Source organism: Iningainema tapete BLCC-T55 (assembly GCF_014698965.1).
In the GTDB taxonomy this organism is placed as follows: Bacteria; Cyanobacteriota; Cyanobacteriia; order Cyanobacteriales; family Nostocaceae; genus Iningainema; species Iningainema tapete.
The window spans coordinates 1-26,686 of record NZ_JACXAE010000118.1; the positions used below are offsets into that span (position 1 = coordinate 1).

At 41.9% G+C, this 26,686-nt stretch carries 17 protein-coding genes; 8 read left to right on the forward strand and 9 right to left on the reverse strand.

Annotated elements, in window-relative coordinates; all coding sequences use genetic code 11:
* Positions 1-49: 49 nt before the first annotated feature.
* From ICL16_RS38260 to ICL16_RS38280, 5 genes are all read right to left on the reverse strand, one after another.
* On the reverse strand, positions 50-2,005 hold the full coding sequence (locus ICL16_RS38260; RefSeq protein WP_190836804.1) for a WD40 repeat domain-containing protein: 1,956 nt from the start codon (positions 2,003-2,005) through the stop codon (positions 50-52).
* Complete coding sequence (locus ICL16_RS38265; protein WP_190836805.1) at positions 1,908-3,638, reverse strand: AAA-like domain-containing protein; 1,731 nt, start codon at positions 3,636-3,638, stop codon at positions 1,908-1,910. The genes ICL16_RS38260 and ICL16_RS38265 overlap by 98 nt, the downstream gene beginning before the upstream one ends.
* Positions 3,635-5,086: an AAA-like domain-containing protein gene (locus ICL16_RS38270; protein WP_238361133.1), complete on the reverse strand. Its 1,452-nt coding sequence runs from the start codon at positions 5,084-5,086 to the stop codon at positions 3,635-3,637. Before ICL16_RS38270 ends, ICL16_RS38265 begins: the two co-directional genes overlap by 4 nt.
* 33 nt (positions 5,087-5,119) lie before the next feature.
* Positions 5,120-6,121, reverse strand: coding sequence for a mechanosensitive ion channel family protein (locus ICL16_RS38275; RefSeq protein WP_337907202.1), 1,002 nt, complete (start codon positions 6,119-6,121; stop codon positions 5,120-5,122).
* Positions 6,122-6,264: 143 nt separating this feature from the next.
* On the reverse strand, positions 6,265-7,440 hold the full coding sequence (locus ICL16_RS38280) for a mechanosensitive ion channel family protein (RefSeq protein WP_238361134.1): 1,176 nt from the start codon (positions 7,438-7,440) through the stop codon (positions 6,265-6,267).
* A gap of 909 nt (positions 7,441-8,349) precedes the next feature.
* On the opposite strand from ICL16_RS38280, the gene ICL16_RS38285 reads away from it, so the two are divergent.
* The 4 genes from ICL16_RS38285 (at position 8,350) to ICL16_RS38300 (ending at position 17,544) form a co-directional block, all read left to right on the forward strand.
* The gene (locus ICL16_RS38285) at positions 8,350-9,660 is read left to right on the forward strand and encodes an AAA-like domain-containing protein (RefSeq protein ID WP_190836807.1); all 1,311 of its coding nucleotides are present in this window, start codon (positions 8,350-8,352) and stop codon (positions 9,658-9,660) included.
* A 119-nt stretch (positions 9,661-9,779) separates the two neighbouring features.
* The gene (locus ICL16_RS38290; protein WP_190836808.1) at positions 9,780-9,998 is read left to right on the forward strand and encodes a FitA-like ribbon-helix-helix domain-containing protein; all 219 of its coding nucleotides are present in this window, start codon (positions 9,780-9,782) and stop codon (positions 9,996-9,998) included.
* A 195-nt stretch (positions 9,999-10,193) separates the two neighbouring features.
* Positions 10,194-13,826 (forward strand): WD40 repeat domain-containing protein, encoded by a 3,633-nt coding sequence (locus ICL16_RS38295; protein ID WP_190836809.1) that lies wholly within the window; start codon positions 10,194-10,196, stop codon positions 13,824-13,826.
* 91 nt (positions 13,827-13,917) lie between these two features.
* Entirely contained in the window at positions 13,918-17,544 is a 3,627-nt protein-coding gene (locus tag ICL16_RS38300) for an AAA-like domain-containing protein (RefSeq protein WP_190836810.1), read from the forward strand.
* Between the two features lie 16 nt (positions 17,545-17,560).
* Here the strand turns inward: ICL16_RS38300 and ICL16_RS38305 are convergent, their stop codons facing one another.
* The 3 genes from ICL16_RS38305 to ICL16_RS38315 form a co-directional block, all read right to left on the reverse strand.
* The gene (locus tag ICL16_RS38305) at positions 17,561-17,998 is read right to left on the reverse strand and encodes a hypothetical protein (protein ID WP_190836811.1); all 438 of its coding nucleotides are present in this window, start codon (positions 17,996-17,998) and stop codon (positions 17,561-17,563) included.
* A 104-nt stretch (positions 17,999-18,102) separates the two neighbouring features.
* Positions 18,103-18,585 (reverse strand): TerB family tellurite resistance protein, encoded by a 483-nt coding sequence (locus tag ICL16_RS38310; RefSeq protein ID WP_190836812.1) that lies wholly within the window; start codon positions 18,583-18,585, stop codon positions 18,103-18,105.
* Positions 18,586-18,830: 245 nt separating this feature from the next.
* Positions 18,831-19,334, reverse strand: coding sequence for a hypothetical protein (locus ICL16_RS38315; protein ID WP_190836813.1), 504 nt, complete (start codon positions 19,332-19,334; stop codon positions 18,831-18,833).
* 422 nt (positions 19,335-19,756) lie between these two features.
* Here ICL16_RS38315 and ICL16_RS38320 point away from each other — a divergent pair, with 422 nt between their 5' ends.
* Positions 19,757-20,239, forward strand: a complete 483-nt coding sequence (locus ICL16_RS38320; protein ID WP_190836814.1) for a TerB family tellurite resistance protein — start codon at positions 19,757-19,759, stop codon at positions 20,237-20,239.
* Between the two features lie 203 nt (positions 20,240-20,442).
* A complete protein-coding gene (gene trpB, locus ICL16_RS38325) occupies positions 20,443-21,672 on the forward strand; it encodes a tryptophan synthase subunit beta (protein ID WP_190837154.1) in 1,230 nt (409 codons plus the stop codon).
* 73 nt (positions 21,673-21,745) lie between these two features.
* Here trpB and ICL16_RS38330 read toward each other — a convergent pair whose 3' ends face one another.
* A complete protein-coding gene (locus ICL16_RS38330; RefSeq protein ID WP_190836815.1) occupies positions 21,746-22,927 on the reverse strand; it encodes a ligand-gated ion channel in 1,182 nt (393 codons plus the stop codon).
* 556 nt (positions 22,928-23,483) lie between these two features.
* On the opposite strand from ICL16_RS38330, the gene ICL16_RS46435 reads away from it, so the two are divergent.
* Both ICL16_RS46435 and ICL16_RS46440 read left to right on the forward strand, forming a co-directional pair.
* A complete protein-coding gene (locus ICL16_RS46435; protein ID WP_238361135.1) occupies positions 23,484-24,737 on the forward strand; it encodes an AMP-binding protein in 1,254 nt (417 codons plus the stop codon).
* 27 nt (positions 24,738-24,764) lie between these two features.
* Entirely contained in the window at positions 24,765-26,630 is a 1,866-nt protein-coding gene (locus ICL16_RS46440) for a thioester reductase domain-containing protein (protein ID WP_238361136.1), read from the forward strand.
* Positions 26,631-26,686: the final 56 nt, after the last annotated feature.

A 26,686-nucleotide genomic window follows, 5' to 3' on the forward strand; every position in this document is an offset into this window, starting at 1 on the left:
TTTCTTTCATGTTAGATGAGTTTGAACCGATTAAAGCTGTCAACTCATCCTAATTTTCCAAATTTAGAATTGCTGATGCTAAGAAGTCTAGATTGACAATCTGCTGCAAATCCCATATAATTACCTTCTGGTCTTGGGTGGCCATGGCAAAGGTTTTACCATCAGGATTAAAGGCAATGTGCGAAAAAATTCCGGGGTATCCAGTGAGCCTGGTTAGTAGGGTGCCACTACTGCTCCACATATCAATGATCCCGTCACCACGGGCTACAGCAATGATTCGACCATTCGGGCTAAAATCAATCTGAGTAAAGGGAGTATCTCTCTGCAAGGTTTTTAGCAACCTGCCATCCTGCGTCCAGAGATGAGTGGAGTTATCCGAGCTGGCAGAGACGATTTTCTGACACTTCTGGCTTAATTGCACACCCCAAACCCCAGATATTTGCCGCTTGAGAATTTTGTAGGGGAAGGGTAAAAAATTACCAGTGCTACTTCGCTTCCAAAGGATGACAGTACTATCTGCACTGGCTGAGGCAAGGAGATTACCATCAGGGCTAAACGCCACAGCGAGAACCTGGGCAGTATGCCCAGTAAGGGTAGTCAACAAGGTGTCATCTAGCTTCCATAGTTTAATAGTGGTGTCATCACTGCCTGAAGCGAGTAACCCCCCTTCGCCCCCCTTCAAAAGGGGGGTTGGGGGGTTGGGGCTAAACGATATTGCCTTAATTCCAGCATCGTGTCCCTTCAAAGTAGTCAATAAAGTCCCATCTAGCTTCCAGAGTTTAATGGTAGCGTCGTCACTAGCCGAGGCAAGAATTTGTCCAACGTTTTCTTTGGCTTCGGTGCTTTTGTCGGCAGAGGATGCGGTGTGAGTAGCCCTAAAGGCAACCGTATTTACCACAGCAGTGTGTCCCTTAAGCGTCTTGAGCAAAATGCCGTCCCTGCTCCACAGCTGAACATCGTTGTTATCTGAACCTGCTGAGGCTATAGTACTACCATCTGGGCTTAACTCAACTCCCCAAACCCTGGCATCATCCCTGTCAAGGGTTTTCAGTAAAGCGACTTTTGGCTTCCAGAGTTTGACGGCTTTATCTGTGGCAGTGGCGATCGCACAACCATCTGGGCTAAAAGCTACGTCAAAAACTGTAGCACTATGCCCTCTAAGAGTAGTTAACAACTTCCCATCCCGCTGCCAGATTTTCACAGTCTTGTCTGCACTAGCTGAGACAATCAACCCCCCTTCGCCTTCCGGGATTCCGGGGGTTGGGGGGTTTGGGCTAAAAGTGACTTGGTTAACTACAGCTTCATGCCCGCTAAAGGTATGTAGCAATTTACCGTCTAGCTGCCAAAGCTTGACAGTTTTATCCTCACTTCCGGAGGCAAGGGTTTTACCATCGGGGCTAAACGCTACACTAACAACCGCTGCATTATGCCCCTGGAGGGTTCGCTCCAGTTTGATGGTATTTCCCTTGGTATTTCGCCGCCAAAGTTTGATAGTATTGTCAGAACTGGCAGTAGCAATCAACCCCCCTTCGCCCCCCGAATTTCGGGGGGTTGGGGGGTTCGGGCTAAAGGCAACATTCCAAACTTTAGCAGTATGCCCAGTGAGGGTGGTTAACAACGTTCCGTCCTGTTGCCAAATTTTAACTGTGTTGTCGGAACTGGCGGTGGCAATGGTTTTACCATCAGGACTAAACGCCACATCACAAACCTGAGCAGTATGCCCCTTCAGCGTCGTCAGCAATGTGCCGTCTAGCTGCCACAGTTTGGCAGTGTTATCCAAACTGGCTGAGGCAATTAACCCCCCTTCTGGGGGGTTGGGACTAAATGCAACGCTGTCAACTGCCGCACTATGCCCCTTAAGCGTTCTCAGCAATGTACCGTCTTGCCGCCACAGTTTGACGGTGTTATCACTGCTGCCAGTCGCTAGGATCTTTCCATCGGGGCTGAATGCAACTGCCAACCATACCACTATCACCGGATAAGCGGTTATACTCAACAGATCCATAAACTACCCGGCGCAGATTATTTTCAACTTGATTGTTGAGGTTAGTGTCTGCCACACCTAACTTTTGCAATTGCCGCTTGGCTTTGATGCCTGCGATGAGTGCATCTAGTCCGCGATTGTCGGCAAACAGGGCTTGACTGGAAGTAATCATCGCCTTAATCTCGCTCTTGGCTGCTATCCTGGTTTCCAAGAAAGTCCCCACTCCTAAGGCACTGGCAACAATCAAGGCGATACTAACTACGATCAGCAAGAACCTTTGTGTTCTGGCATTTTCTTTCTGTTCTGCCAGTCGTGCTTCAATTTCCTTGGTGCGTGAAGCCTCCAACGCCAGTTGCGCTTCGTGGCGATCGAATTCAACACTGGCTGCTAAAAACTGATAGTCCAGGTTACTCAAGCTTTTACCATTTGACCACAGTTGGGCATCAATCAACGCTTGTCCACGTAATAGCCGCGATTTATCTTGTTTTTTTGAAGCAATCCAGGCATCTAATAATTGGGAGTAAGGGCGCAGGTTTTGTAATTGTCTTTCTACCCATGCGAGATGAAAAACCTCTTGATAAATGCGGTTTTTCACCTGCAAAAAACCCTGCTGTTTCACTACTAAACCTGATAGCAGAAGTTCGATTTGTTCTGGAGAGTCGTCCGATTTAATCTCAACTCCCTGTAAGATTTGCTGATAAATGCCCAGTAATCTACCGACTTGCTGCTCCTTACGTAGAAGGCGATCCCTGACTGTCTTCAAATGCTCAGGCGAATCAAGCGATTCCCAGTGGTTGAGCAGGCGCGATCGCACCAGATTCTCTATCCAAAAGCCTTCTGTACCTGGGGGTGGCGGTAGCTGATAACTTTGCGTTTCTTGGGTTGCTATGGTTACTAACTGACAGAGCTTTTGCGTGAGAAACGGCTGTCCCCCAGTCCACGCCATGATTTCTCGAAAAACAGCTTGGGGGTTACTCACCTTGCCTTCTAATCCCTTGATCAACGGTTGTGCTTCGTGCAGTTGAAATCCCTCTAACTCTATGGCTGTGCCAATGTTAAAGGGTGTCCTTTTTTTATTGCTAATTAAATCGGCAGGTGTTGCTACCCCAAACAGCGCCCATGTGAGGCGATCGTAAGCTGAATTATGCGCTCTCTGGTTGTAGCAGAAGCGAATTAGGGCAAAAAAATCATCAACAGAAAAATTCAGGCTGAGAATGCTATCAATTTCATCTATGAAGATAAAAATCTGCTCGTTGGGGAAATTGACCAGCAACACCTCTTCGATAAACTGACTCAAGCGCTGCAGGAGTGAGATATCCTCATGCTCCTGCCACCAAGCTTTGAAATTCACTTTATCAAACAGCTTGAGTCCATGTAAAAGGCTCACCATTACACCCTTATACCACTGTTGCGGGGTGATATTCTCACCGCCGATTTGAGTCATGTCAACATAGGTACAGATAAATCCTTCAAGTTGCAGCCGATGCTTGATCCGAACTAACAGCGAAGACTTACCCATTTGCCGCGAATTGAAGACGTAACAAAATTCACCTGCTTTGAGGGCGCGATAGAGTTCAGAATCAGCGCGGCGCTCGACGTAGTTTGGATCGTCTGTTCTCAAGCAGCCGCCAACTTTGTAAGCGTGTGGGTTCATCTCTTAAATAAATATTTCTGAAAATATAAACGATACAACTCATGGCTAATAGTTACTCCATCCGAATTAAGTTTCACCAATCCCTGGCTTTCTAATTTATAAAGAAGTAAGGGTTCCAGGGAAATGCCGTTTTCTGCTACGATTACTGCATCAATTGCAGCTACCAATTCGGGGTTTTTTTGCAACGTGGTCAAGTGACGCCGCAAGTATGCGCCATAAATTCCCGCTTCTGTACTCGCCGCTTGCAATAGTTGCGGTAACGTCACCTCTTGAGTGCAAAGGTGATAGAGAGCAATACGCACCAACGCGGGATGTCCCCCAACCATCGCCATCAGTTGCTCGGCTTGATTACCAGTTCGCCAATCAAGTCCATGACGCAATGCCAAATCCTCTACTTGAGCGCGGGTAAACTCTGGTAACTGAAGCGGTAGCCCTACATTACAAGGGGAGTGGTTGATGTCTAGGGGAATATAAATTTCTGTGGAATAAATGACTACTAACCGCAGTTTTTGCCAAGCGAGTTCCTGTTGAGCAGACTCATGCCACGATCGCAGCAGGGGCAAAAATTCTTGGGCTAGTTCAGGATATTCAAAAATTCTGTTGACTTCATTCAACGCCAAAACTAGAGGACGATCGAGATGCTCCAGCAGATATTGGAAGTAGATGCTACAGCTTAACTTGCTGCCAATTTCTTCATCCCAATAGTCATCCAGGTTGAGTTCTAGGTTCAACTCCAAACAGACGCTTTTACAGAACCAGCGCAAGAATTTATCAACGTTGTTTAGAATCGAGGCATCAACTCGGTTCATGTCCAAATTTACAGTTTGATAGCCCAAAGACATCCCGTAAGCTAGAACCCTGTACATGAGCGAGCTTTTTCCCATTTCTTTAGGGGCTTTAATGCGAATGAAGCATCCCGGTTGGGTGATTTCTTGGTAGGCTAGTTCTTCGATGGGGGGGCGAGAAATGTAAAAAATCGAATTGAGTGGTTCTGGACCACTGGGATATTTGTACAATCGGGCTACCAATTGTGATTTGGGAAACCACTCAACCGCAATATCTGGATTGCGATTAGCACTGGCTGTGGTATAGTCTTCTGTTCTCAGTTCGAGATTAAAGGCGCTAAAGCAGAGTTTGAGAGTACGTTGATCTAATCCTACTGTGACAGACCAAAGTCTACTCAAAGTTTTGGTAGAAACTCTCATGCGATCGCTGAGTTCTTCTTGAGAGAAGCGTTGCCCTTTATTTTCCTGTAGTTCTGCCAAATGGATGGCGGCTTGCAATCGCTTAATTCCTAGCGTAGTCAGAACTACACCGCGACTACGTTTTGAACATAGCCGTGTTTCTGTAGTGTCCAGACTGGGGATCTCTGTAGATTGGCAAAATGAGCGCATCATTGAATGGCTTTTTTCATATGCTTGGCTTTGAGAGTATCGTGAAGTTGTCATGGAAACTTTACCCTGTATGTGAAAAAACCAAAATTAAATTGGTACAGGAGATTCTAGATAGAGCGTTGGTTCTTGCATCGTGAATTCTATGCCATGACTCTGAAGCTTTTTCAAAATAGAATCATTAGCTAACTCTAACAACCGCTTGCGGAATTCAAGTGAATTTTCATTTGATCCCAAGATAAAGAAACTTACCCTAGCCCGAACTCCAGGATAATTTTCCCTAGAAAATAAACTAATCTTTGTACTGTTTGGATCTATGCCAAACAAAGAGTTAGTACTTTCTTTAATCACTTTTTCCAGCAATGCCTGCTCTGATTTCTCCAAACTGCGAAGAAAATCAAGATAAAGTAATACCATTACCTTCTTTCCTCGCGTCACATTTTCAATATCTGCATCCGCCATAATTGAGTTGGGGACAACTACCAGAGTACTTTTAGCAGGTGTACGCAGCTTTGTTGAACGTAAACCAATCGCTTCGACACGGGCAAATAGAAGACCTTGAGAACTTAAATGAACGCGAATGTATTCTCCAGGAACATAAGGACGGTCTAAATATATGACAATTGTGCCAAAAATTTGTTCAAGAGTTTTTTGAGATGCAAAAGCAACTGCTATACCACCAATACCTAAACCAGCAACTAAACCAATCAAGTTTACGTTTTGGCTTTGCGCAAATGCTACAGCCACAATAAACCCGATAATAATGTTAGCAATGGTTTCAAAAACAAGCAGTAACTCATCTATTTCCAAACCCAGTTTGCGAATCAATTCAATTCCATATACCCGCAAGAAGTTACGGAATAAACCAGAAATGAATATTGCAAGACTGACAGCTATTGATAAATCGGAGAAAAATTTCAAGAATCGGTAGAAGCCTGTATATTCTTGAATAAAATTCAGACACACTGAAACAAGAATTAATGTGGCGACAATCCCCAGTGTCTTTGACAAAGGATCTACTAAATTTTCATAAATCTTTTGAAACGGTTGGGGTGAAAATCTCCGCACAATTCCCTTAAGAAAGCGGGGCACAGACTTTCCAACTAATAAAGCAACGAAAATGAATAATAAGAAAATGCCGAGTTTAATGCCAATTGAGATGAGTATATTTCGAGTTGATTCGTCAAGATAATACCAAGGTCTTATGTTAAGTAGAGTCTCCATTTTAGATTAAGTTAGATAGTAATAGGTGCATCAACGTCAACAGGTTTTTCTTCAAGATCGAAGGCAACACCAAACTCTTTTAATCGCAGAGTAATATTTTGTTTTGCCATATCTAGTAACTGGCGGCGTATCTCCATTGACATTTCACCAGAACCGAGAATAAAGAAGTTTATTTGCGCCTGAGTAATATTGGCTCTTCCATCTTGGATAATATCTTTAAATGCCACATCTGTATTACGAGAGTCAATACCAAAAATCTCAGTGGTACTTTCTAAAATGACTTGACGAATTAAAGCTTTTTCATCTTCCATTACTTCACGGTAGAAAGTTAAGTAAACTAGAGAAACTACTTTTCTGGCTCCTGTGAAGTTTTCGATACTCATGCCCGTTAGCGAACTATTGGGAACTATAGTGACTGTTCCTTTTCCAGAATTACGAATCTTAGTGGAACGCAAACCAATGGATTCAACTCTACCAAATGTACCATCAGGTAAACCAATATAATCATCAATGACGAAAGGTCGGTCAATATAAAGAACAATTCCACCCAGTATTTGCTGCAAAGTCTCTTGTGCTGCGAAAGCAATAGCTATTCCCCCAATTCCCAAACTTGCTGTCAAACCTACGACATTGATTTGGTGAGTTTGAGCAAAAATGAAGAAAATCACCAGAAAAATTGCTGCTTCGCCTACGAGATTACCGATCACAAGTAACTCACCGTTGACTTTGCGCTTCTGAGCAGTTTCTTGCAAGTAAACTTCGTAAAATTTCTTAAACAGCAAAGAACTTAACCAGCCTACTGCGATCGCCACCGACACTGCCAAACTAAATTCAACGTAGTTAAGCCAACTAGGTTTGGGAATTAGTAATAAAGTCAAGTCAATCAGAACTAAGACAATAGTTAAGCCCAATACGTTTTGATAGGAAGAAACAACTTTGTCATATATTCTTCTTCCCTCAGGAGATAAAAAGCGAGTTGTCATGAATTCACTCATTTTCTTAAATAAGAAAGCTAAAAGAAATAACAAAGCAAAAAAACTAACGCCAACCCCTATAGCACAGGCAATAATTACCGCAGGAAGCAGATTATCTCGAATTGTTTCTGAGAAGAGGGTGATATCCAAAATACAATCAACTCCTTTACATCTATTCTTGTTGCTCAAAGCTTGAGGACGATGAAAGAACATTTCTTAACCATAGATAATTATTTACTTGAACAATGATGATTTGCAAACAGGTTAAGAACCTCATTTTTGCCGTCAGACACCCTTTTGACCAACCCATAAGTAGCAAAAAAGTTACTTTCGTCCCTTGACATAGTTGCCAATTTTGGTAAAACTTGTATAAACTAATACTTTTTCATTGTTTTTTTTCTTTAATAACTTACGGAAACAACTCTTAAACCCTTTCAATTAGATATTTTCAACTGTTTTAACTTTTGTCAAGTACTGAAAATAATAACTTTTCAGCTAAAGTTTTTCGTACCGTGAGCAAAAAGTTGTTTTTATACAATACTATGAAACCACACTCTTGAGAAACCTGGTTTTTCCAAAAACCGGGTTTCTGTGTTATCGGTAACTAAAGAAATAAATTCTTGACTTAAAGCTCAAGATCTGCTAACTGCTGACTGGGTAACTCTTTGAGTCCGTTTTAACGAACTTGAGCTATTAGCCCTTACATAAGTCAAGGCTTACGAATGTGGACGTGCAAGATCTGAGCATTCTCAACATCTAGCGAACGGCTATTTGACAACTATCAAAGCTGCAAATTATATCAGAAGATACGCTTTTTTAAAAGGGCATAAGTGAGAAAAAAGTTACTGATTATCTAGCAAATTTTTGCTAATTTACTAATATTCTTGTCTAAAGAATTACCTGGCAAGAACGGTAGCGATCGCAAATCTCGCTGACAAAGACTCCTAAAAATTAATAGGGAGATTATACTACAAACGTTGTTCATTTTGTCAAGGAATTGAGTTAGTATTTATAATACTTTTTGTTGTTGATATAGAGAGAAAAAAGTAATTTTTACACAACGAGAAGATCAACATTGGTGAGATAATTTTTATACGCTAGTAAAATAAATAAATTGTTAAGATGACTGTTGACGAAGTGATAAACTTACTCAAAGTCAGTCTACCTGAGGGTTTAACGCCGCTTCAAGAGGTGGTGTTGCGTTCTACATGGGAGGGAAAAACTTATGCCGATATGGCAGCAGAAACTAACTATGTTAAGGAATACCTCAGTCGTACTGCTTCGGAGTTATGGTCTAGTTTGAGCGACTTTTGGGGAGAACCAATAGGTAAAAATAACTTTCGACGGGTGTTTGAGTCGCGCCCACTTAACAAGGAACAGCAGCAAACACTCCTTGAATTCCGCCGTCAGAGTACCACCTCTGGAGAATTTCCTGGTGGTCCGGTTTCTCTGGACTCTAAGTTTTACATCGAACGTCCTCCCATCGATGTCCTTGCTTACGAAGAAGTGACCAAACCAGGTAGCATCATCCGCATCAGAGCACCTTGGAAAATGGGTAAAACTTCTTTGATGCTGCGGATATTAGCTCATGCAGAGGCACAGAAATATCGGACTGTGACTATCGACTTTCAGCAGGCAGAAAAAACTGTATTCTCCGATATCGATAAATTTTTTCGTTGGTTTAGCACTAACATCACTAGAAAGTTACAGCTAGAACCAAAACTAGACGTCTATTGGGATGTCGATATGGGCAGTAAAGTTAGCTGTACTATTTATTTTGAAGCTTATATATTAGAGCAAATCAAGAGACCTTTAGTCTTAGGCTTAAACGAAGTTAATCGAGTTTTTGAGTATCCACAAATTGCTGAGGAGTTTTTCTCGCTGTTGCGTTCTTGGTACGAACAAGCAACAACTATAAAAATATGGCAAAAACTGCGTTTAGTCCTCACTTATTCTACAGATGTTTACATTCAACTTCAAATTAATCAATCTCCATTTAATGTGGGATTACCCTTAAAATTACCATTATTTACACCAGATGAAGTCATGACTTTAGCTAGCCGTCATGGACTTGAATGGACGAATGCCCAAAATAAGCAACTTATGGGAATGGTAGGTGGACATCCTTACTTGTTGCAACTCGCTTTCTATTATATGCACAGGCGAGAATTAATACTGAAGCAGCTTTTACAAGAAGCCGCTACCGAATCAGGAATTTATAACGATCACTTACGGAGATTACTAGCTTTCTTGCAAGCAGAACCAGCACTTGAAAATGCTTTCAAACAGGTAATTTCTGCCGAACAACCTCTCAAATTAGTATCTCCACTTGCCTACAAATTAGATAGTCTGGGACTAGTAAATATTAACGGTGATTTTGTTACCCATAGTTGTGAGCTTTACCGTTTGTATTTTAAAAATCAATTGTTGTAAATCTAAATCTTTCTAAGAAAGTGGTACATGCAGAAGTAGAAAACTGCCGCTAATGCCAGCAAAGTGCTAGCATAAAATAATGAGCTGCAAGTAGACTATCACTCTTTTAAGGAGGTAGAATGGCAACAATTACCATTCGCAATATATCTGATGAGTTAGTTGATCGAATTAAACGCTTAGCGGGACAAAAGGGGATTTCAATGGAGCAAGAAGTCCGCGATTTGTTGCAAAAACGCTATGGGCAACGTAATGAAATGCTTGCTCGTATTCGTCAACGGGCGGAGGCTTTACCGATGGAATCAGAAAGTCGAGTGCAGTCTTGGAAATCTGATACTTAGATGCTAACTTATGATCGCAAACTCGCAGCTAAGTTTGGCGATCGCATTGTATTGACGAAATAGGGATAAATGAAAATAACGCTTAGTCCAGTCTACTTCAGCCGACTTTAGCTTTAAACATAGAAATGAATTTATAGGCGGACTATCAAGGGTTTATAGTTTTAGTTAAACCTATCAGAAAGTTTAAATCTCCCCATGATTTCTAGCCAATTTAAAGTCGGTGGTAGCTTACAAAATGATGACCCAACTTATGTTGTGCGTCGTAGTGACTACCAACTATATACTTCCCTGAAAGCAGGGGAATTTTGTTACGTTTTCAATTCTCGACAGATGGGAAAATCTTCCATGCTGGTGCGGGCTAAACACCAACTAGAAAAAGAAGGATACCTCTGTACCCACGTTGACATGACTCGCATTGGCAGCAGACATATTACCCCTTTACAATGGTACAAGGGTGTGGTAGGAGATTTATGGCGAGGGATGGGGTGTGTAGGCAAAATTAATTTAAAAACTTGGTGGCAGGAAAAAGAAGAAATTTCTTTGCCGCAAAAATTGAGTGAGTTTATCGAAGAATTATTATTCAATCAATTTCCTGAGCAAAAACTGTGTATATTCATAGATGAAATCGATAGTATTCTCAGTTTAGAGTTTCCAGTAGATGATTTTTTTGCATTGATTCGCTACTGCTATAACCAGCGTTCTTTAAATCGAGAATATAACCGCATTAGTTTTGCCCTGTTTGGCGTGGCAACTCCAAGCGATTTAATTCGCGACAAAACCAGAACTCCATTTAATATTGGCACAGCTATCGACTTGTATGGCTTTAGCTCAGAAGAAGCATTGCCTTTGGCGCTTGGATTTGTCGGAAAATTTGAGCGTCCCCATAATATTCTTAAAGAAATACTAGCCTGGAGTGGGGGACAGCCATTTTTGACGCAAAAACTCTGTCAATTAGTGGATTGGGCAGTACAGGAAAAACACACGCTGACTATACCACCGGGAACAGAAGAATATTGGGTGGAAAGTATTGTACGTCAGCACGTGATCGAAAATTGGGAGTCGGTTGACGAACCGGAGCATTTAAAGACGATACGCGATCGCCTCCTGTATAATGAAAACCGTGCGGGAAGATTGCTGAGCATCTACCAGCAAATCTTACAGGGTGTGCAAGTTCCCGTCGATGACACAACAGAGCAAATTGAACTATTATTGTCTGGAATAGTTGAGAAGCACAACGGCTATCTGCGCATTAAAAATCCTATTTACCAAAATGTCTTTAATCCCGATTGGGTGCTCAAGCAGTTGGACAATCTGCGCCCCTATTCCCAGTCGTTAAATGCTTGGGTAGCGTCGGGTTATCTTGATGAGTCGCGCCTGCTACGGGGGCAAGCTTTACGAGAAGTCATAGAATGGACTTCAGGTAAAAACTTAGGCGATTTGGATTATCAATTTTTAACCGCAAGTCAGGAACTAGAGCATCGAGAAGTCGAGCAAAAATTAGAAGCTGAGCGGCTCAAAGAAATTGAAGCGCGATTGAAGATTGAACGACTGAGCGCTCGCCGTCAGCGACAATTACTAGTATGGGTAAGTCTGGCACTAGTTGCAGCCATTGTCTTAGGGATTGCAACACTCAGTGCTTACCAACAATCAGCAATCAGTGAGGTACGAGCACTAGTCAGTGCTTCAAATGGTAGCTTCAATTCCAATCAACATTTGGATTCTTTGGTGCAAGCAATTGAGGCGCGACAAAAATTTCAAAAACTCAATCTTCTCGCTCGGGCATCCCAAAGGGCATTAGATTCTCAAACCCGCGTGGTACTTGAACAAGCCGTTTACGGAGCTGATGAAGTTAATCGCCTATCAGGACATGAGGGGGGAGCTTTGGACGTTGATCTGAGCAAGAATGGACAGTGGATTGCTAGCTCTGGTACAGATCGAACCGTCCGGCTTTGGAAACGCGATGGCACTCTGGTTCGCACCTTACATCATGATGCCACTTTGTACAGCGTTAAATTCAGCCCGGATAGCCAACGGATTGTTGCCTCTGGGCTAGATGGCGTAGTACGGCTTTGGGCAACCGATGGTACCCCACTAGCAACGCTCAAAGGACACTCCGCAGCGGTTTGGGGAGTGGCGTTCAGCCCGGATGGACAAACAATTGCGTCTGCCAGTAGCGATCGCACCATCAAGCTCTGGCGCACCGATGGCACGTTAATCAAAACTCTGGAAGGACATAAGGCAGCAGTCTGGAGCGTAGCTTTTAGCCCCGATGGAGAGATTTTAGCATCTTGCAGTTTAGATAACACCATCAAACTCTGGAACCGAGATGGCACAGAGATCCGAACCATACAAAACGGCTCTGCAGCAGTCCGGACTTTGGCATTTAGTCCCGATGGGCAAACCCTAGTTTCTGGCGGTTCAGATAAACTCGTTAAATTGTGGAGTCGCAAAGGAGAATTGCTCCTCACCCTAGAGGGACACACCGGAGAAATTTCTCAGGTAGTATTCAGTAACGATGGACTTTTGATCGCCTCAGCAAGTGCTGATAAAACAGTGAAGCTCTGGCGGCGTGACGGTAGCTTGTTGAGAACCCTTCGCGGACATCGTGTCACAGTTCGATCGGTTGCCATCAGCCCTCAAGGTAGTACGATCGCCTCTGCTAGCGAAGATGGTATCATCAAGCTCTGGAAGATCTCGCCCTTCCAGCAGCCCCTGCACGGACATCGAGATGTCGTTTGGCGGGTGGCTTATGCAAAAGACATGCTGGATAGTCAATCTCTACTTGCCACAGTCGCAGGGCAGGAAATTAAGTTATGGCGATGGGACGGTTCTGCGATAAAAACAATTCCTATTAGTACCAACGAGCTTAACAGTGCTGCCTTCAGCCCCATTTACAGATCGTCTTCAAAGGAGAATCAGCAGATCCTTGCAGTAGCAGGTGCTTCCGGCAAAATTTATCTCCTCAACCTTGCTAATGGCAAAACTGATATTCTTAGTAGTCACAACGGGCCGATTTTTGGACTGGCTTTCAGTCCTGATGGACGGTTTCTCGTATCTGCAGCGGATGATCGCACCATCAAACTCTGGCAGCGTGATGCTTTTGGACAGTTTAAACTTATTCAAGATATCATAGCACATTCTACACGTATTTGGGATATCGCCTTTAGCCCAAACCCCCCAACCCCCCCAACCCAACGCCAGACGCCTACGGAGGGAAACCCTCCTGCAGCGCTGGCTCCCCTTAATAAGGGGGGCGAAGGGGGGTTCATTGCCTCCGCCAGTGTCGATAGTACGGTCAAGCTGTGGACTTGGAAAGATGCCAATCATCAAACTCTGCTGCCTTATAAAACCCTCAAAGGACACAAGAGTGCCGTTTGGGGTGTTGCCATCAGTCCTGATAGTCAACGCATCGTGTCTGCCGGACGAGATGGTCAACTGCTGCTGTGGAACCGAGATGGTAAACTTGTGCAAGTCATTAAGGGGGGAAAGATTGGTTTGACAAGAGTGGCATTCAGCCCCGGTGGAAAACTAATTGCTGCAGGTAGTTTGGACAACACAATCAAGATTTGGTCATTAGACGGCACGCTGCTCACAACCCTGAGTGGACACATCAGTAGCGTGGAATCTGTTGCCTTCAGCCCAGATGGCAAAACCTTGGCATCTGGTAGTGATGATCAAACGGCGATTCTGTGGAATTTAGAGCAAATTCTCGATCTCAACCTACTGAAATACGGTTGTGATTTGGTGCGGGATTATTTGAACACTAATTCTGAAGTCAATTCGGGTGAAACTCCTGGACTACTGCGCGATCGCCAGCTTTGCTCATAGATCCCCGACTTTTTTGAAAAGTCGGGGATCTAGGGATGGAAGATTGCTATATTCTGAATTTAGAATTCTCAATTTTTTAGTACATCTCCCAATGGTTTATAGCCAATTTAAAGTCGGTGGTAGCTTACAAAATGATGACCCAACTTATGTTGTGCGTCGTGCTGACTACCAACTATATACGGCACTCTTAGCAGGGGAATTTTGTTATGTCTTCAATTCACGACAGATGGGTAAATCTTCCATGCTTGTTCGGGCTAAACATCAACTAGAAAAAGAAGGATACCTCTGTACCCACGTTGACATGACTCGCATTGGCAGCAGGCATATTACCCCTTTACAATGGTACAAGGGTGTGGTAGGAGATTTATGGCGGGGTTTGGGATGTGTAGGCAAAATTAATTTAAAAACTTGGTGGCAGGAACGAGAAGAAATTTCCCTGCTGCAAAGATTAAGTGAATTTATCGAATTATTACTAAATCAGTTTCCCGAGCAAAAACTGTGTATATTCATAGATGAAATCGATAGTATTCTCAGTTTGGAATTTCCAGTAGATGATTTTTTTGCATTGATTCGCTACTGCTATAACCAGCGTTCTTTAAATCGAGAATATAACCGCATTAGTTTTGCCCTGTTTGGCGTGGCAACTCCAAGCGATTTAATTCGCGACAAAACCAGAACTCCATTTAATATTGGCACAGCTATCGATTTGTATGGCTTTAGCTCAGAAGAAGCATTGCCTTTGGCGCTTGGATTTGTCTCCAAATTGGAGCGTCCCCACACCATACTCAAAGAAATACTAGCCTGGAGTGGGGGACAACCATTTTTGACGCAAAAACTCTGTCAATTAGTGGATTGGGCAGTACAGGAAAAACATACGCTGACTATACCACCGGGAACAGAGGAATATTGGGTGGAAAGTATTGTGCGTCAGCACGTGATCGAAAATTGGGAATCTCTTGACGAACCAGAGCATCTCAGAACGATTCGCGATCGCCTCCTGCATAATGAAAATCGTGCCGGAAGATTGCTGGGGATATACCAGCAAATCTTACAGGGTGTGCAAGTTCCCGCCGATGATAGTAGAGAACAAATAGAACTTTTGCTATCGGGATTAGTCATCAAACAGCACTCTTTTTTACAAGTCAAAAACCGAATTTACGCAGAAGTCTTTAACATTGAATGGGTGGAGAAACAACTAGGACGACTGCGCCCCTACTCCCAAGCCTTCGATGCTTGGATTGCATCCGCTCAAAGAGATTCATCGCGACTACTACGGGGACAAGCTTTAATTGACGCTTTATCCTGGGCGCAGGGGAAAAGCTTGAGCGATTTGGACTATCGGTTTTTAGCTAATAGCACCGAAGTTGATAGACTTGAAGTCCAACTTACTTTAGAAGCACAACGCTCCAAAGAAGTTGAAGCAAGACTGGTTCAAGAGAAAAAAGCTGCTTCTCGACAAAAACTCTTATTATTGACAGTAAGTTTAGCATTGCTAGTTACAAGCTTATTGGGTGGAGCAACATATTTTCAATACAAGAAAGCAGTATCAAGCGAAAATCAAGCAAGAATCAGCGAAATAAAAGCTTTAGTGTCATCTTCTGAAGGATTGTTTGCTTCCCATCAGAGGTTGGATGCGCTTGTTGAAGCCATTAAGGCGACAAGAAGACTGCAAAAAATCAATTCTTTTGATGCAAATATTAAGGAACAGGTTAAAAATGCACTAGCGCAAGCGGTTTATGGAGCAGACGAATACAACCGCTTATCGGGACATCAGTCTGCTATTCTAGCAGTGGACATCAGTCCTGATAGTTCTGTAATTGCCTCAGCTAGCGCAGACAACACAATTAAACTTTGGCGGCGTGACGGTACTTTATTGAAAACTCTCACTGGTCATAATGCAGCTGTGAGGGCAGTAAATTTTAGCCGTGACGGTAAGAAGCTTGTTTCTGCTTCTGAAGATCGTACACTAAAAATTTGGCAATTAGATGGTGAGCCAGCGCTGTTCGCGAAGCGTCCCGAAGGGAAGGAGGGTTTCCCTCCGCAGGCGACTGGCGAACCCCGAAGGGGCAAGTTACTCAAAACTCTTACTGGTCATAATGCACCGATCTGGTCAGTCAAGTTTAGCCCAGATGGTCAGTTGATTGCTTCTGCTAGTACGGATAAAACTATCAAACTTTGGAGCTTTGACGGTACGTTAATTAAAACTCTGACCGGTCATATAGCAGGAGTATCCGGAGTGGCATTTAGTCCCGATAGTCAGATATTTGTCTCGGTGAGTCAGGATAATATGCTGAAATTTTGGCGACGAGATGGTCAGTTGTTAAAAACTATACTCACACCAAGTGAAAATACCAAAGTCGCCTTTGCCTCTCTTATCGGAACTCCGGGAACGCAACACTACGCGAACAGCCCAAACGGTCAAATTATCGCCACATCAAGTGGAGACAACACTGTCAAACTTTGGAATCGGGACGGGAAGTTGTTAAAAACTTTTCCAGGTCATACAGCAGTTGTCTCGCAAGTCGCGTTTAGTCGAGATGGTCAGATTGTTGCATCTTCCAGTTTGGACAAAACCATTAAACTAAGGCACATTAGCGGCGCAGAATTAGCTACGTTTCGAGGACACAGTGGACCTGTGTGGGCGCTAGCTTGGAGTCCAGATGGTAGCTTTATTGCCTCAGCTGGCACAGACAACGTTATCAAACTCTGGCAAAGTCAGAACCCATTACTTTCAACCATCACTGCTCACCAAAATGGAATATACGGAGTTGATATCAGTTCTGATAGTACCACAATTGCTACAGCAGGAATAGGTCAGGATAACACAGTTAAACTTTGGGATCAAAAAGGCAAATTGCTGGCAACATTTGTGGGACATAAAGCACCAGTAATCTATGTTAATATTAGCCCTGATGGCAAGTTGATTGCTTCTGCTAGTTTGGACAGTACTGTAAAACTTTGGCAGCGAGATGGGACTTTAGTCAGGACTTTAAGTGGTTTTAAAGCAATGGTGACATCAGTCGCTTTCAGTCCTGATGGTAAAATCCTTGCTGCATCAAGTCAAGATGATACAGTAAAGCTTTGGAAACTTGACGGTACGTTGATAAAAACTTTCACTGGCAGTGGCAAAGGCTTGTGGCGAGGAGCTTTTAGTCCAGACGGTACGAGATTTGCTGTTGGTAGTGGAGATGGTTCAGTTAAGATTTGGAAACTTGATGGCACTCTAGAGAGAAGTTTTCCAGCTCATAGTACTACCGTGTGGGTAGTTGCGTTTAGCCCCAATCCCCCAGGGGGGTTGATCGCCTCTGGCAGTGCAGATGGTACAATTAAGCTTTGGAAACTTGACGGTACTTTGTTGAGAACTTTTACAGGTCATCGTGCAGCAGTATGGGGAATTTCCTTTAGCCCAGACGGTAAAACGATCGCTTCGGCAAGTGTAGATAACCAGGTAAAATTGTGGAAGTTAGACGGCACAGAACTGGCAACACTTAGAGGACATACTTCTGCGGTGAGGGGGGTTAAAGTCAGCCACGACGGCACTTTTTTGGCTTCTGTGGCTGAGGACAACAAGTTAATTCTGTGGAATTTACCCCAAATTCTCAACTTAAATTTACTAGCTGAGGGTTGCTCCCGCGTGCGGGATTATTTGAGGACGAATGCGGCAGTGGAAGAAGGCGATCGCAATTTGTGCGCTCGTGTTGATAGAATTGCAAAGTAATAGATTGGTCGCAAAGCTACTCACACTTTTCGTACAACTTTACTATCTCTAATTCCGGTGGTAGTGGAAAGCCAAAACTGTCATGATAATGAGGAAATTTAATTGATAAAAGGCATAAAGGTTGATTGCGATAAAAAGCGGTTAAATGAAACACTCTAATCACACAATCCTCTGTTTCACTTTCCTCTGAACTAGAAAAATCACCAGGAAAAATCTCGTCAAAGTAAATTTCTAACTGTCTTGCCGTTGCCAAAAAATACTTTCCAATGATTTTAGCTGCATGATCGTAAGCTGGGTTAGGAATAGATTTTCTGTAGTGACTTTCGTCAAATCCTGCTTGTAAAAGAAATTCAAAAAAATCATAATATAACTTGTGTTCTTCGCTGCGATTAAAATCTGACCAACCTTTTATTAAACTTTCATATAGTTTTGGATATATCTCGACAACTAGCAATTCTCCTCCTAATATAACTTATACAAGAAGCTCTTATTTGGAAAAATTACGCCTGCTCAGAATCCCGACTTCGTAAAAGTTTTCGGGATTCTTAATTCAGATTATTAATAGGGGCTTTTCTCAGAATATAAAAGTTTAAAGCGCTTTTGCTGTATTGCTGATTCTTCTTTATATTGCTGCTCTAGCTGCTCTACTACTTCTTCTTTTACTCCTAAAATAGAAGCCATGTGCCGAATTTTTGCCTTTTCCTTTTCATGATATTCTCCATCAGCGGCACTAACCCAAATTGCATGGAGAAGTATATCTCTCTGTGCTATGGATACCTGAGGAGAGCGAGCAAGAACTTCTTCTAGTGGTTCATCCGCTGAATATGTTTTTAGCTCTTCAATTACCCAGTCTGCTACTCCCCAAGATGCACAGAATCCAATCGCCCAATCCCTTTCTTTTGGAGAGAGAACTCCATCTGCTTTAGCGCAACATAACACTGATTGCATATAAATGAGACTATCCTCATTTGTGGGAACTTGGTTAAAACCGAAGAACCAATTAAATATCCACGATTGCGCAAGTTTTTTGGTGTCATACATATATTTTTTTTCCTAGCTATTAAATTGTTGTAAGCTTTGGGTGCTGTTCTTGAATTGTCTTGTAATTGCTGAAAAAATGCAAGGACAGTTAAGACACTTAAGTAATTAATATCTACGGAACCTGTGCGAGCGCAATTAGCAATTAAAGATAATTCACCTCAAATGAGGGAACTGTACTAAGTGCAACGTTAATCTGGTTTTGTGTTGCGTAGTCCCCTCATTTGAGCGATTAAATCATTGAAAAACTATGGTTGCACTGTAACGTGAGAAACCTTTCCATCTAACCCATCTTTGCGAACATAACTAATTCTATAACCTGGTCTGATTACGCTTTGCTCAAAAGTGCCAACACAAGCGCCCTCAGGTGGCAGATCGGGTAGTATGTCTATAATTGCATAATCATCAGTGGTATCTGCACTAGGAGAATCATAAACTTTGACCCTGGTTCCAGGTTTTGCAAAACCTGTAATCAATAACGATCTAGCTTCATCGTTATCACCATAACACGCTGTTCCTGAGGTTTGACAATTGTCATCAGAAGCTTTTTCGGAATCGTAAGTAAAAACTATGTCTTGTGTACAATTGTTGCCTTCGTAGAATACTAAATCACCTACTTCAAAAGGTGAAGCTCCTTGTGCTAGTGCAACATCAGGTGCTGTAACGAATAAGGTTACTGAAATGAAGAAAATTACTAAGAAAGAAAATAACTTCCTTACTGGAGTCCAAATTGGTGCAGATGTGTTTGTCATGATTTGAACGAACTAAATGACTGAGGTTTACATACTTATTATTTCGCAATCGCCGTTAAAGATGCAAGGACAGTTAAGACAGTTAAGATAAATGGTAAAATTTTTTTTATTGGTCTTTTCAAGCCGTTAAAAGACAACTGAACTATTTCATGTTATTCTTTTCTTAACTGTTTTAACTGTTTTAACTGTCCCAAAAATTATTTACTAGTTTTCTTAACTGTCTTAACTGTCCTTGACTGACAAGTAAGAAATTTAGCTCAATCTATACTGTTATGAAACATTTATAAAGTGCAGATTAAATTTACGTTAAGAATTTAATAACTGTCTTAACTGTCTTATCTGTCCTTGATTTTTGAGTATGGTTTGAATAGTATAAACCAGTCAAACATTCAAAAAAAACACTAGATTTAGAGGTAAAACTCATGTCTAATATCAAAAAACTTGGTCAATCTTGGATATTTAATTGGTTCTTTGGTTTTAATGAGGTTCCTACAGATGAGGATTGTTGCATTTATATGAAATCAGTTTTATGTTGTGCTAAAGGAGATGGAACTTTATCACCAGAAGAAAAGAACTGGGTTATTGGATTTTGTGCATCTTGGGGAGTAGCAGACTGGGTAATTGAAGAGCTAAAAACATATGAAGCGAATGAACCACTAGAAGAAGTAATTGCTCGCTCTCCTCAGGTATCCATAGCACAGAGAGATTTACTTCTCACTGCAATTAGAGCTTGTGCTGCTGATGGAGAATTTCATGAACAAGAAAAGGCAAAAATTCGGCAAATGGCTTCTATTATCAAGGTTCCAGAGGAAACCGTAGAGCAGTTAGAGCAACTACACAAAGAAGAATTAGCATTAAATCAAAAACGGATTAACCTCTTATATCCTGAAAAAAGCCCCTATTAAGGGTTTGGCAAAAAATTCCCTAAAAGTCCAATTTATCATGGGCTAGGGACCTATAGCATTCCCACTTTTACAAGTTGGTTAGGCTGATATTGATCAATTCATTAACAATATCTAATGAAGGTGGCACGCGCCTGTTGTGGCGTGTGTCAAGCCTGACCAACTTATTTTTGCAGGAGTATTTTCAGGTAGTCACTATCTTGGATATGAAAAATAACAATTCCTTTGCTACTGCTCAACCTGATTCTTTGGGTAGGTTTGGACAGTTTGGTGGACAGTATGTTCCAGAAACGTTAATGTCGCCATTAAGTGAGTTGAAAACCGTATTTTATCAAAATTACAACGAGTCGAGTTTCCAAGCCGAATTGCAAGATTTGCTACAGGACTATGTGGGAAGACCCAGCCCCTTGTATTTCGCTGAACGCCTCACAAAACACTACCTTAAACCAGATGGCACAGGAGCGCAGATTTATTTAAAGCGTGAAGATTTAAACCATACAGGCACTCACAAAATTAATAACGCCTTAGCTCAGGTTTTACTAGCAAAACGTATGGGTAAACAGCGAATTATTGCAGAAACTGGTGCAGGGCTGCATGGAGTTGCTACTGCATCTGTGTGTGCGCGATTTGGTTTGCAGTGTGTTATTTACATTGGCATCAAAGATCTGGAACGACAGTCTCTAAACTTGTTTCAGATGAAGTTGTTAGGTACAGAAGTTCGTGTAGTAGAAGCAGGAGCAGGAACCTTCAAAGAAGCAACTTCTGAGGCAATTCGGGATTGTGTGACAAACATACAAACAACTCATTACATCCTGGGTTCTGTTATTGGACCTCATCCTTATCCCATGATAGTACGTAACTTCCAAGCGGTAATTGGTTCGGAAACTCGCACTCAATGTCAAGAAAAATGGGGAGGGTTACCAGATATTTTGCTGGCTTGTGTGGGTAGAGGTTCTAATGCAATTGGATTGTTCCATGAGTTTGTGAATGAACCTTTTGTGCGCTTAATTGGTGTAGAAGCCGCAGGTGAAGGTGTAGATACAGAAAAATACGCAGCAACTCTCACACGAGGAAAAATTGGCGTTCTGCATGGTGCGATGAGTTATTTACTCCAAGATGATGATGGGCAAGTAGTCGAAGCACATTCAATTAGTGGTGCACTAGCTTATCCTGGAGTAGGACCGGAGCATAGCTATTTGAAGGATATTGGTCGCGCTGAGTATTATGCTGTGACTGATAAGCAAGCACTAAAAGCATTTCAAATACTGTCGCAATTAGAAGGGATTATTCCAACTTTAGAAACCGCTCATGCAATTGCTTATTTAGAAACTCTTTGCCCTCAATTAGATAGTAGTCCTCGAATTGTCATTAACTGTTCCGGAAGAGGCGATAAAGATCTCCAAACCTTTAACACCCTCACCAAAAACAGAGACTGATGGCAAAAATCATCTACATCACAGAATATTTGCGTGATATTCAGGCAAAATACAGTAGAACAAAGTTATCTCATTACCCAGCCATAAAAGCATAAGCAATAAAAATGATATTCATTAGCACATACACTGCAAGAATCGTACCCAAGACGAGGCGTTCTATCCGCAGTATATTTTTCTTTTTTTCGCCTTTGTAAAGCATGTGAAAAAAGGTCTGAAGTGCACCTACAAAAAGAATAAAGAGCATCGTAGCAATATGAATTTGGTCTACCAAAGTTATCTCTTCGACTTGCCCAAACATCGACTGTGCTACCTGCAAATTGACAAAAACCGCAAACAAACAGCCCACTAGTAGACTAAGACTCGCTGTAAAAAGGTCGTTTTGCGACACATCAAAAAAGATGCATAACAGGCAAATAGCAAAGGTAACATAGACACCCGCAGTTAGCTTGAAGAAACTCATGTAACTATTTCGTTGGATGTCAAAAGTAATCATCAATTTTGGAAAATAAAAATCATCAGTTTTTATTCTTGGATCACCAAAGTTAGAGATATAGTGAGAGCTTCCAGATTTGACATTGAAACTGGTAATCTTCCAACCATCTTCCAGATTGATATCTGGATGTATTTTTGAATATTTCATATCACTCTCATATACCAGGCTGTTATCATTTACATTTTCACTGGGTTCAAAAAACAGTTGTAGTTTGTGCCGATCAAAAGGATAATTTCTCAAATCCCAGTTTTGCTCAAAGGTGCCCTGAAGATTAGCAATTACATACGTTCCCTCTTCCACTTTAGCCGTTGAAGTGTATGTAATTTTGTAGTCTTTAGCGTTAGGAAAATATACGGACTTGAAGTCAAGAGCATTCGGTTGATTACAGTTAGCATACAGCCAAGTATCGATAAAAAACGAGCCTTGTGCAAAGTTAAAATTATTCAGCCTCATGATATAGGCATTAATTTTACATTGAGTCTGTGCATTGGGGTTTTTAGTTGCTGGCTTGACGGCAGCGGTGGGAGCAGTAATTGGAGCAGGGGTTTGAGCTGCACCTGAATTCGGATACTTTATTAGGGCAACCAGAAAGATGAGAATGATGACGAGTCCACAGAAAACTGGATACAGCAGCGCCTGGAATACTGGTTGTGCAAGAAGCTGTTTACCAAGGAACCTTATCCTTTGCCAGAAGACTATCTTCTTTCGCTGGTTCGACAGCTTTGTGATATCTGGAGCGGTATTTTTGTTACGCTTAAACATCCTCTTAACTAGCAATAATGAGCAAAATAAATTCTAAATTTTTACGAAACACTCTACTACGCTCTTGCGGGTTGCGTCAGTAGTCATTGATTTTACCCCTTGTGGTTAGCATGTTTTTATACAAGGTATTGTACGACAAATATTGTTTTTCGCCCAATCATTATGAATATTTTCTCAATAGGTGCTCGCGCTCGTAGTTTGAAGTCTAGTATCTTAACTGTCCTAACAATTTTTTAACTGTCTGCTTAACTGTCTTATCTGTCCTTGCATCCTCTTGATTTTTCTCGTATAGTAATGTGTAAAAAATAGCCTGAGCAGGAGAAAGTAAATGGTATCGACAACTGACAACACTCGCAAGATTTTCGGGAATTGAGTATATAAATACACCTTAAATTTTAAGCAGCCACCTCAAGGTGCAATAGAAGCCTTTGCAAAGGCACTGCTCATTGCAGCTAAGGGAGATAAAGTAATCTCGCAAGCAGAGAGAGACTGGGTTGTTGGCTTAACGGCATCTAACAGAGCATCACAGAGCACTTCTGTTAAAGAAAGAAATTCCATGAAAAGCAGTCCATATCCTGATATTTCTATCCCAGAACAGTCACTAACAGAATTTGTATTGCAACGAGCAGTAGAATTAGCCCAGAAACCAGCTCTCATTGAAGGGTTAAGCGATTGCGCAGAGCGCAGCGGCAAAGCCGAACGCACAATAACTTATGGACAATTGGCAGATTCTATCCGTAAAGTTGCTTCCAGCTTAGCAGCGCGTGGCTTCTTAAAAGGTGATGTTTTGGCTATTTACAGCCCAAACCTTCCCGAATATGCGATCGCTTTCCATGCCGTCGCCACTTTGGGCGGGATTATCACTACAGTAAACCCATCCTATACCGCATCCGAGCTTGCATATCAACTCAATGATGCGGGTGCAAAATATCTCCTCACCATCTCCGCTCTTGTAGAGCAGGCATTAGAAGCGGTAGAGCAGTCAAAAGTAGAAGAAGTATTTGTGTTTGGTGAAGCGGCGGGAGCTACCCCATTTTCTGTGCTTTTAGAAGGTGATGGGGAAATACCACTTATACAGATCAATCCAAGAGAAGATTTGCTCGCGTTGCTGTACTCTAGTGGTACTACTGGGATGCCTAAAGGTGTGATGCATACCCACCATACATTTTTAGCAAACTTTTACCAATTCCAAAACTGCGAACCGATCAGCGAGGCTGATGCAGTCATCGGAGTCTTACCTTTTTTTCATTGCTACGGCATGATCATGCTGAATTACAGCTTGGCAAAGGGAGCAACTATTGTGACGATGCCGCGCTTCGATTTAGAGACCTTTGTGAGCCTGATTGAAAAGCACCTCATCACCCGTATCCACGTCGTGCCGCCAATTTTGCTGGCACTGGCAAAACAGCCCATAGTAGATAAATACAATCTTTCCAGCTTGCGGGTGCTGACTTCTGCGGCAGCACCCCTTAGTCATCAATTGATCTCTGAATGCGAACAACGTCTTGCTAATTGCATCGTCAAGCAAGCGTATGGAACGACAGAAACCTGTCTGAACACCCACACTCCAGATGAACGTGACAAAATCAAGCCAGGTTCAGTTGGTCAATGTCTACCTCATGTAGAATGTCAAATTGTCGATGTTGATACCCAAGAACCATTAGGTTTTAATCAACCAGGAGAGTTGTGGGTACGCGGTCCGCACATTATGAAAGGCTATTTGAATAAACCCGACGCAACTGCCAACGCAATTGATCGAGATGGTTGGTATCACACCGGCGATATTGTCTATGTTGATGAAGACGGCTAGTATTATATAGTTGATCGCATTAAAGAATTGATTAAGTGCAATGGCTATTCCATCGCCCCAGCCGAACTAGAAGCAGTATTGTTGAGTCATCCGGCTGTTGCTGATGCTTGTGTAGTCAAGAGTCCTCATCCCAGTAGTGGGGAAGTGCCTAAAGCTTTTGTTGTGCTTAAAGCTGTAGCTACACCAGAACAAATTATGGAGTTTGTCGCTGGGCAAGTTGCAACCCATAAAATGATCCGCCGACTTGAATTTGTGGACAAAATTCCCAAATCTGCTTCTGGCAAAATTTTACGCCGCATATTGGCACAACAAGAACTGATAAATATCAAAGAAGCATCCTTCAACGAGCAGCCATTGCAGCAACAACTGGAGTTTCTACAACAATTAGATGATGCTTCGGTTAGTCAACGTCAAGAACTATTAATTGCTTACGTTCGAGAGCAATTTGGCAAAGTTTTAGGCATCAATACATCTCAACATCTGGAAATAGAGAAGCCTTTGCATGAATTGAGGCTTGATTCTCTCATGAATATTGATTTGAAGAATCGTATTGATACTGAACTAGGAGTAGACATACCCATAGAAATGTTTCTGGGCGACTCTAATATTAAGCAATTAGTAAATTTATTGCTTCAGCAACTAGCAGCGAAGAATACAATTCTCTCAAAACATTCATCTGCTGAGTTAGCAACAGATTTAAATTCAGAGGTTTTTTTAGACTCTACAATATTACCTGAACATCCATCTGAGTCATTTGTAACTGAGCCTTCTGCTATTTTTTTGACTGGAGCTACAGGCTTTTTAGGTGCTTTTTTACTTCAAGAACTGCTGTTAAAAACCCAGGCAAATGTTTATTGCTTGGTACGTTCTGCTGATTATGAGTCTGGTAAGATAAGGATTCAAAATAACTTAGAATCTTATAGTATTTGGCATGATGACTTTGCTGATAGAATTATTCCTGTGTTGGGTGATTTATCTCAACCACTGTTAGGTTTGTCATCACAAGATTTTCAAAAAATGAGCAGCATCATCGATGTGATTTATCACAACGCTGCTTGGATTAACTATGTCTATCCTTACTCAGCATTAAAGCCCACCAATGTTTTGGGAACTCAGGAAATCTTAAGATTAGCGAGTCAAATAAAAATCAAACCGGTACATTACATTTCTACAATCGCGGTTTTTGAGTCAACTGCTTATGCGGGAAAAGTAGTAACTGAATCCGATCAACTCACTCATAGTGAGGGAATGAAACTTGCTTACTCCCAGAGTAAATGGGTGGCAGAAAAGTTAGTGATGTTAGCACGCGATCGCGGTATTCCAGTTTCGATTTATAGACCGCCATTTATTTCCGGTCATAGTCAAACAGGTGCTTGGTATAAAAATGATGTAATTTGTCGTACCATCAAAGGCTGTATACAAATGGGGAGCATGACAGATATCACTGACACTTTGGATTTAGCTCCTGTGGATTACCTCAGTCAAAGTATTGTGTATTTATCAAAGCAAAAATATTCTCTAGGTAAAGCTTTTCACTTAAATAATCCTCAACCTATTTCTTGGAGAGAACTAACTGATTTTATCTGCTCTCTTGGCTATCAAATTGAGCATATTGCTTATAAAGATTGGCAAATACAACTAAATAATTCCGTCCGATCTAAGGAAAATCCTTTGTATCATCTCTTGCCTTTTTATCACAAGCCATTGCCTCAAGAACAACTGGAACAACTTCAGCAGTATCAGCAATCAACTGACCCCAAAATTAGTTGTTTGGCGACACAGAATGCCCTAGTAGGTAGTTCTATAGTGTGTCCGCCTGTAAATGCCCAATTACTCAATACCTATTTCTCGTATTTCATTCGTAGTGGTTGGCTCGACTTAGTTTCAAAATAGCGAGACGGAAGTAAGCAATTCAAAATTCCAAATGTTACTTTCATAAAAGCAAAAGT

Excerpts from the sequence above, each read along its gene's own strand:
- ICL16_RS38260 (WP_190836804.1), bottom strand. The coding sequence starts at position 2,005 with ATGGATCTGTTGAGTATAACCGCTTATCCGGTGATAGTGGTATGGTTG.
- ICL16_RS38265 (WP_190836805.1), bottom strand. The coding sequence starts at position 3,638 with ATGAACCCACACGCTTACAAAGTTGGCGGCTGCTTGAGAACAGACGAT.
- ICL16_RS38270 (WP_238361133.1), bottom strand. The coding sequence starts at position 5,086 with ATGACAACTTCACGATACTCTCAAAGCCAAGCATATGAAAAAAGCCAT.
- ICL16_RS38280 (WP_238361134.1), bottom strand. The coding sequence starts at position 7,440 with ATGTTCTTTCATCGTCCTCAAGCTTTGAGCAACAAGAATAGATGTAAA.
- ICL16_RS38285 (WP_190836807.1), top strand. The coding sequence starts at position 8,350 with ATGACTGTTGACGAAGTGATAAACTTACTCAAAGTCAGTCTACCTGAG.
- ICL16_RS38290 (WP_190836808.1), top strand. The coding sequence starts at position 9,780 with ATGGCAACAATTACCATTCGCAATATATCTGATGAGTTAGTTGATCGA.
- ICL16_RS38295 (WP_190836809.1), top strand. The coding sequence starts at position 10,194 with ATGATTTCTAGCCAATTTAAAGTCGGTGGTAGCTTACAAAATGATGAC.
- ICL16_RS38300 (WP_190836810.1), top strand. The coding sequence starts at position 13,918 with ATGGTTTATAGCCAATTTAAAGTCGGTGGTAGCTTACAAAATGATGAC.
- ICL16_RS38310 (WP_190836812.1), bottom strand. The coding sequence starts at position 18,585 with ATGTATGACACCAAAAAACTTGCGCAATCGTGGATATTTAATTGGTTC.
- ICL16_RS38315 (WP_190836813.1), bottom strand. The coding sequence starts at position 19,334 with ATGACAAACACATCTGCACCAATTTGGACTCCAGTAAGGAAGTTATTT.
- ICL16_RS38320 (WP_190836814.1), top strand. The coding sequence starts at position 19,757 with ATGTCTAATATCAAAAAACTTGGTCAATCTTGGATATTTAATTGGTTC.
- trpB (WP_190837154.1), top strand. The coding sequence starts at position 20,443 with ATGAAAAATAACAATTCCTTTGCTACTGCTCAACCTGATTCTTTGGGT.
- ICL16_RS38330 (WP_190836815.1), bottom strand. The coding sequence starts at position 22,927 with ATGTTTAAGCGTAACAAAAATACCGCTCCAGATATCACAAAGCTGTCG.
- ICL16_RS46435 (WP_238361135.1), top strand. The coding sequence starts at position 23,484 with ATGAAAAGCAGTCCATATCCTGATATTTCTATCCCAGAACAGTCACTA.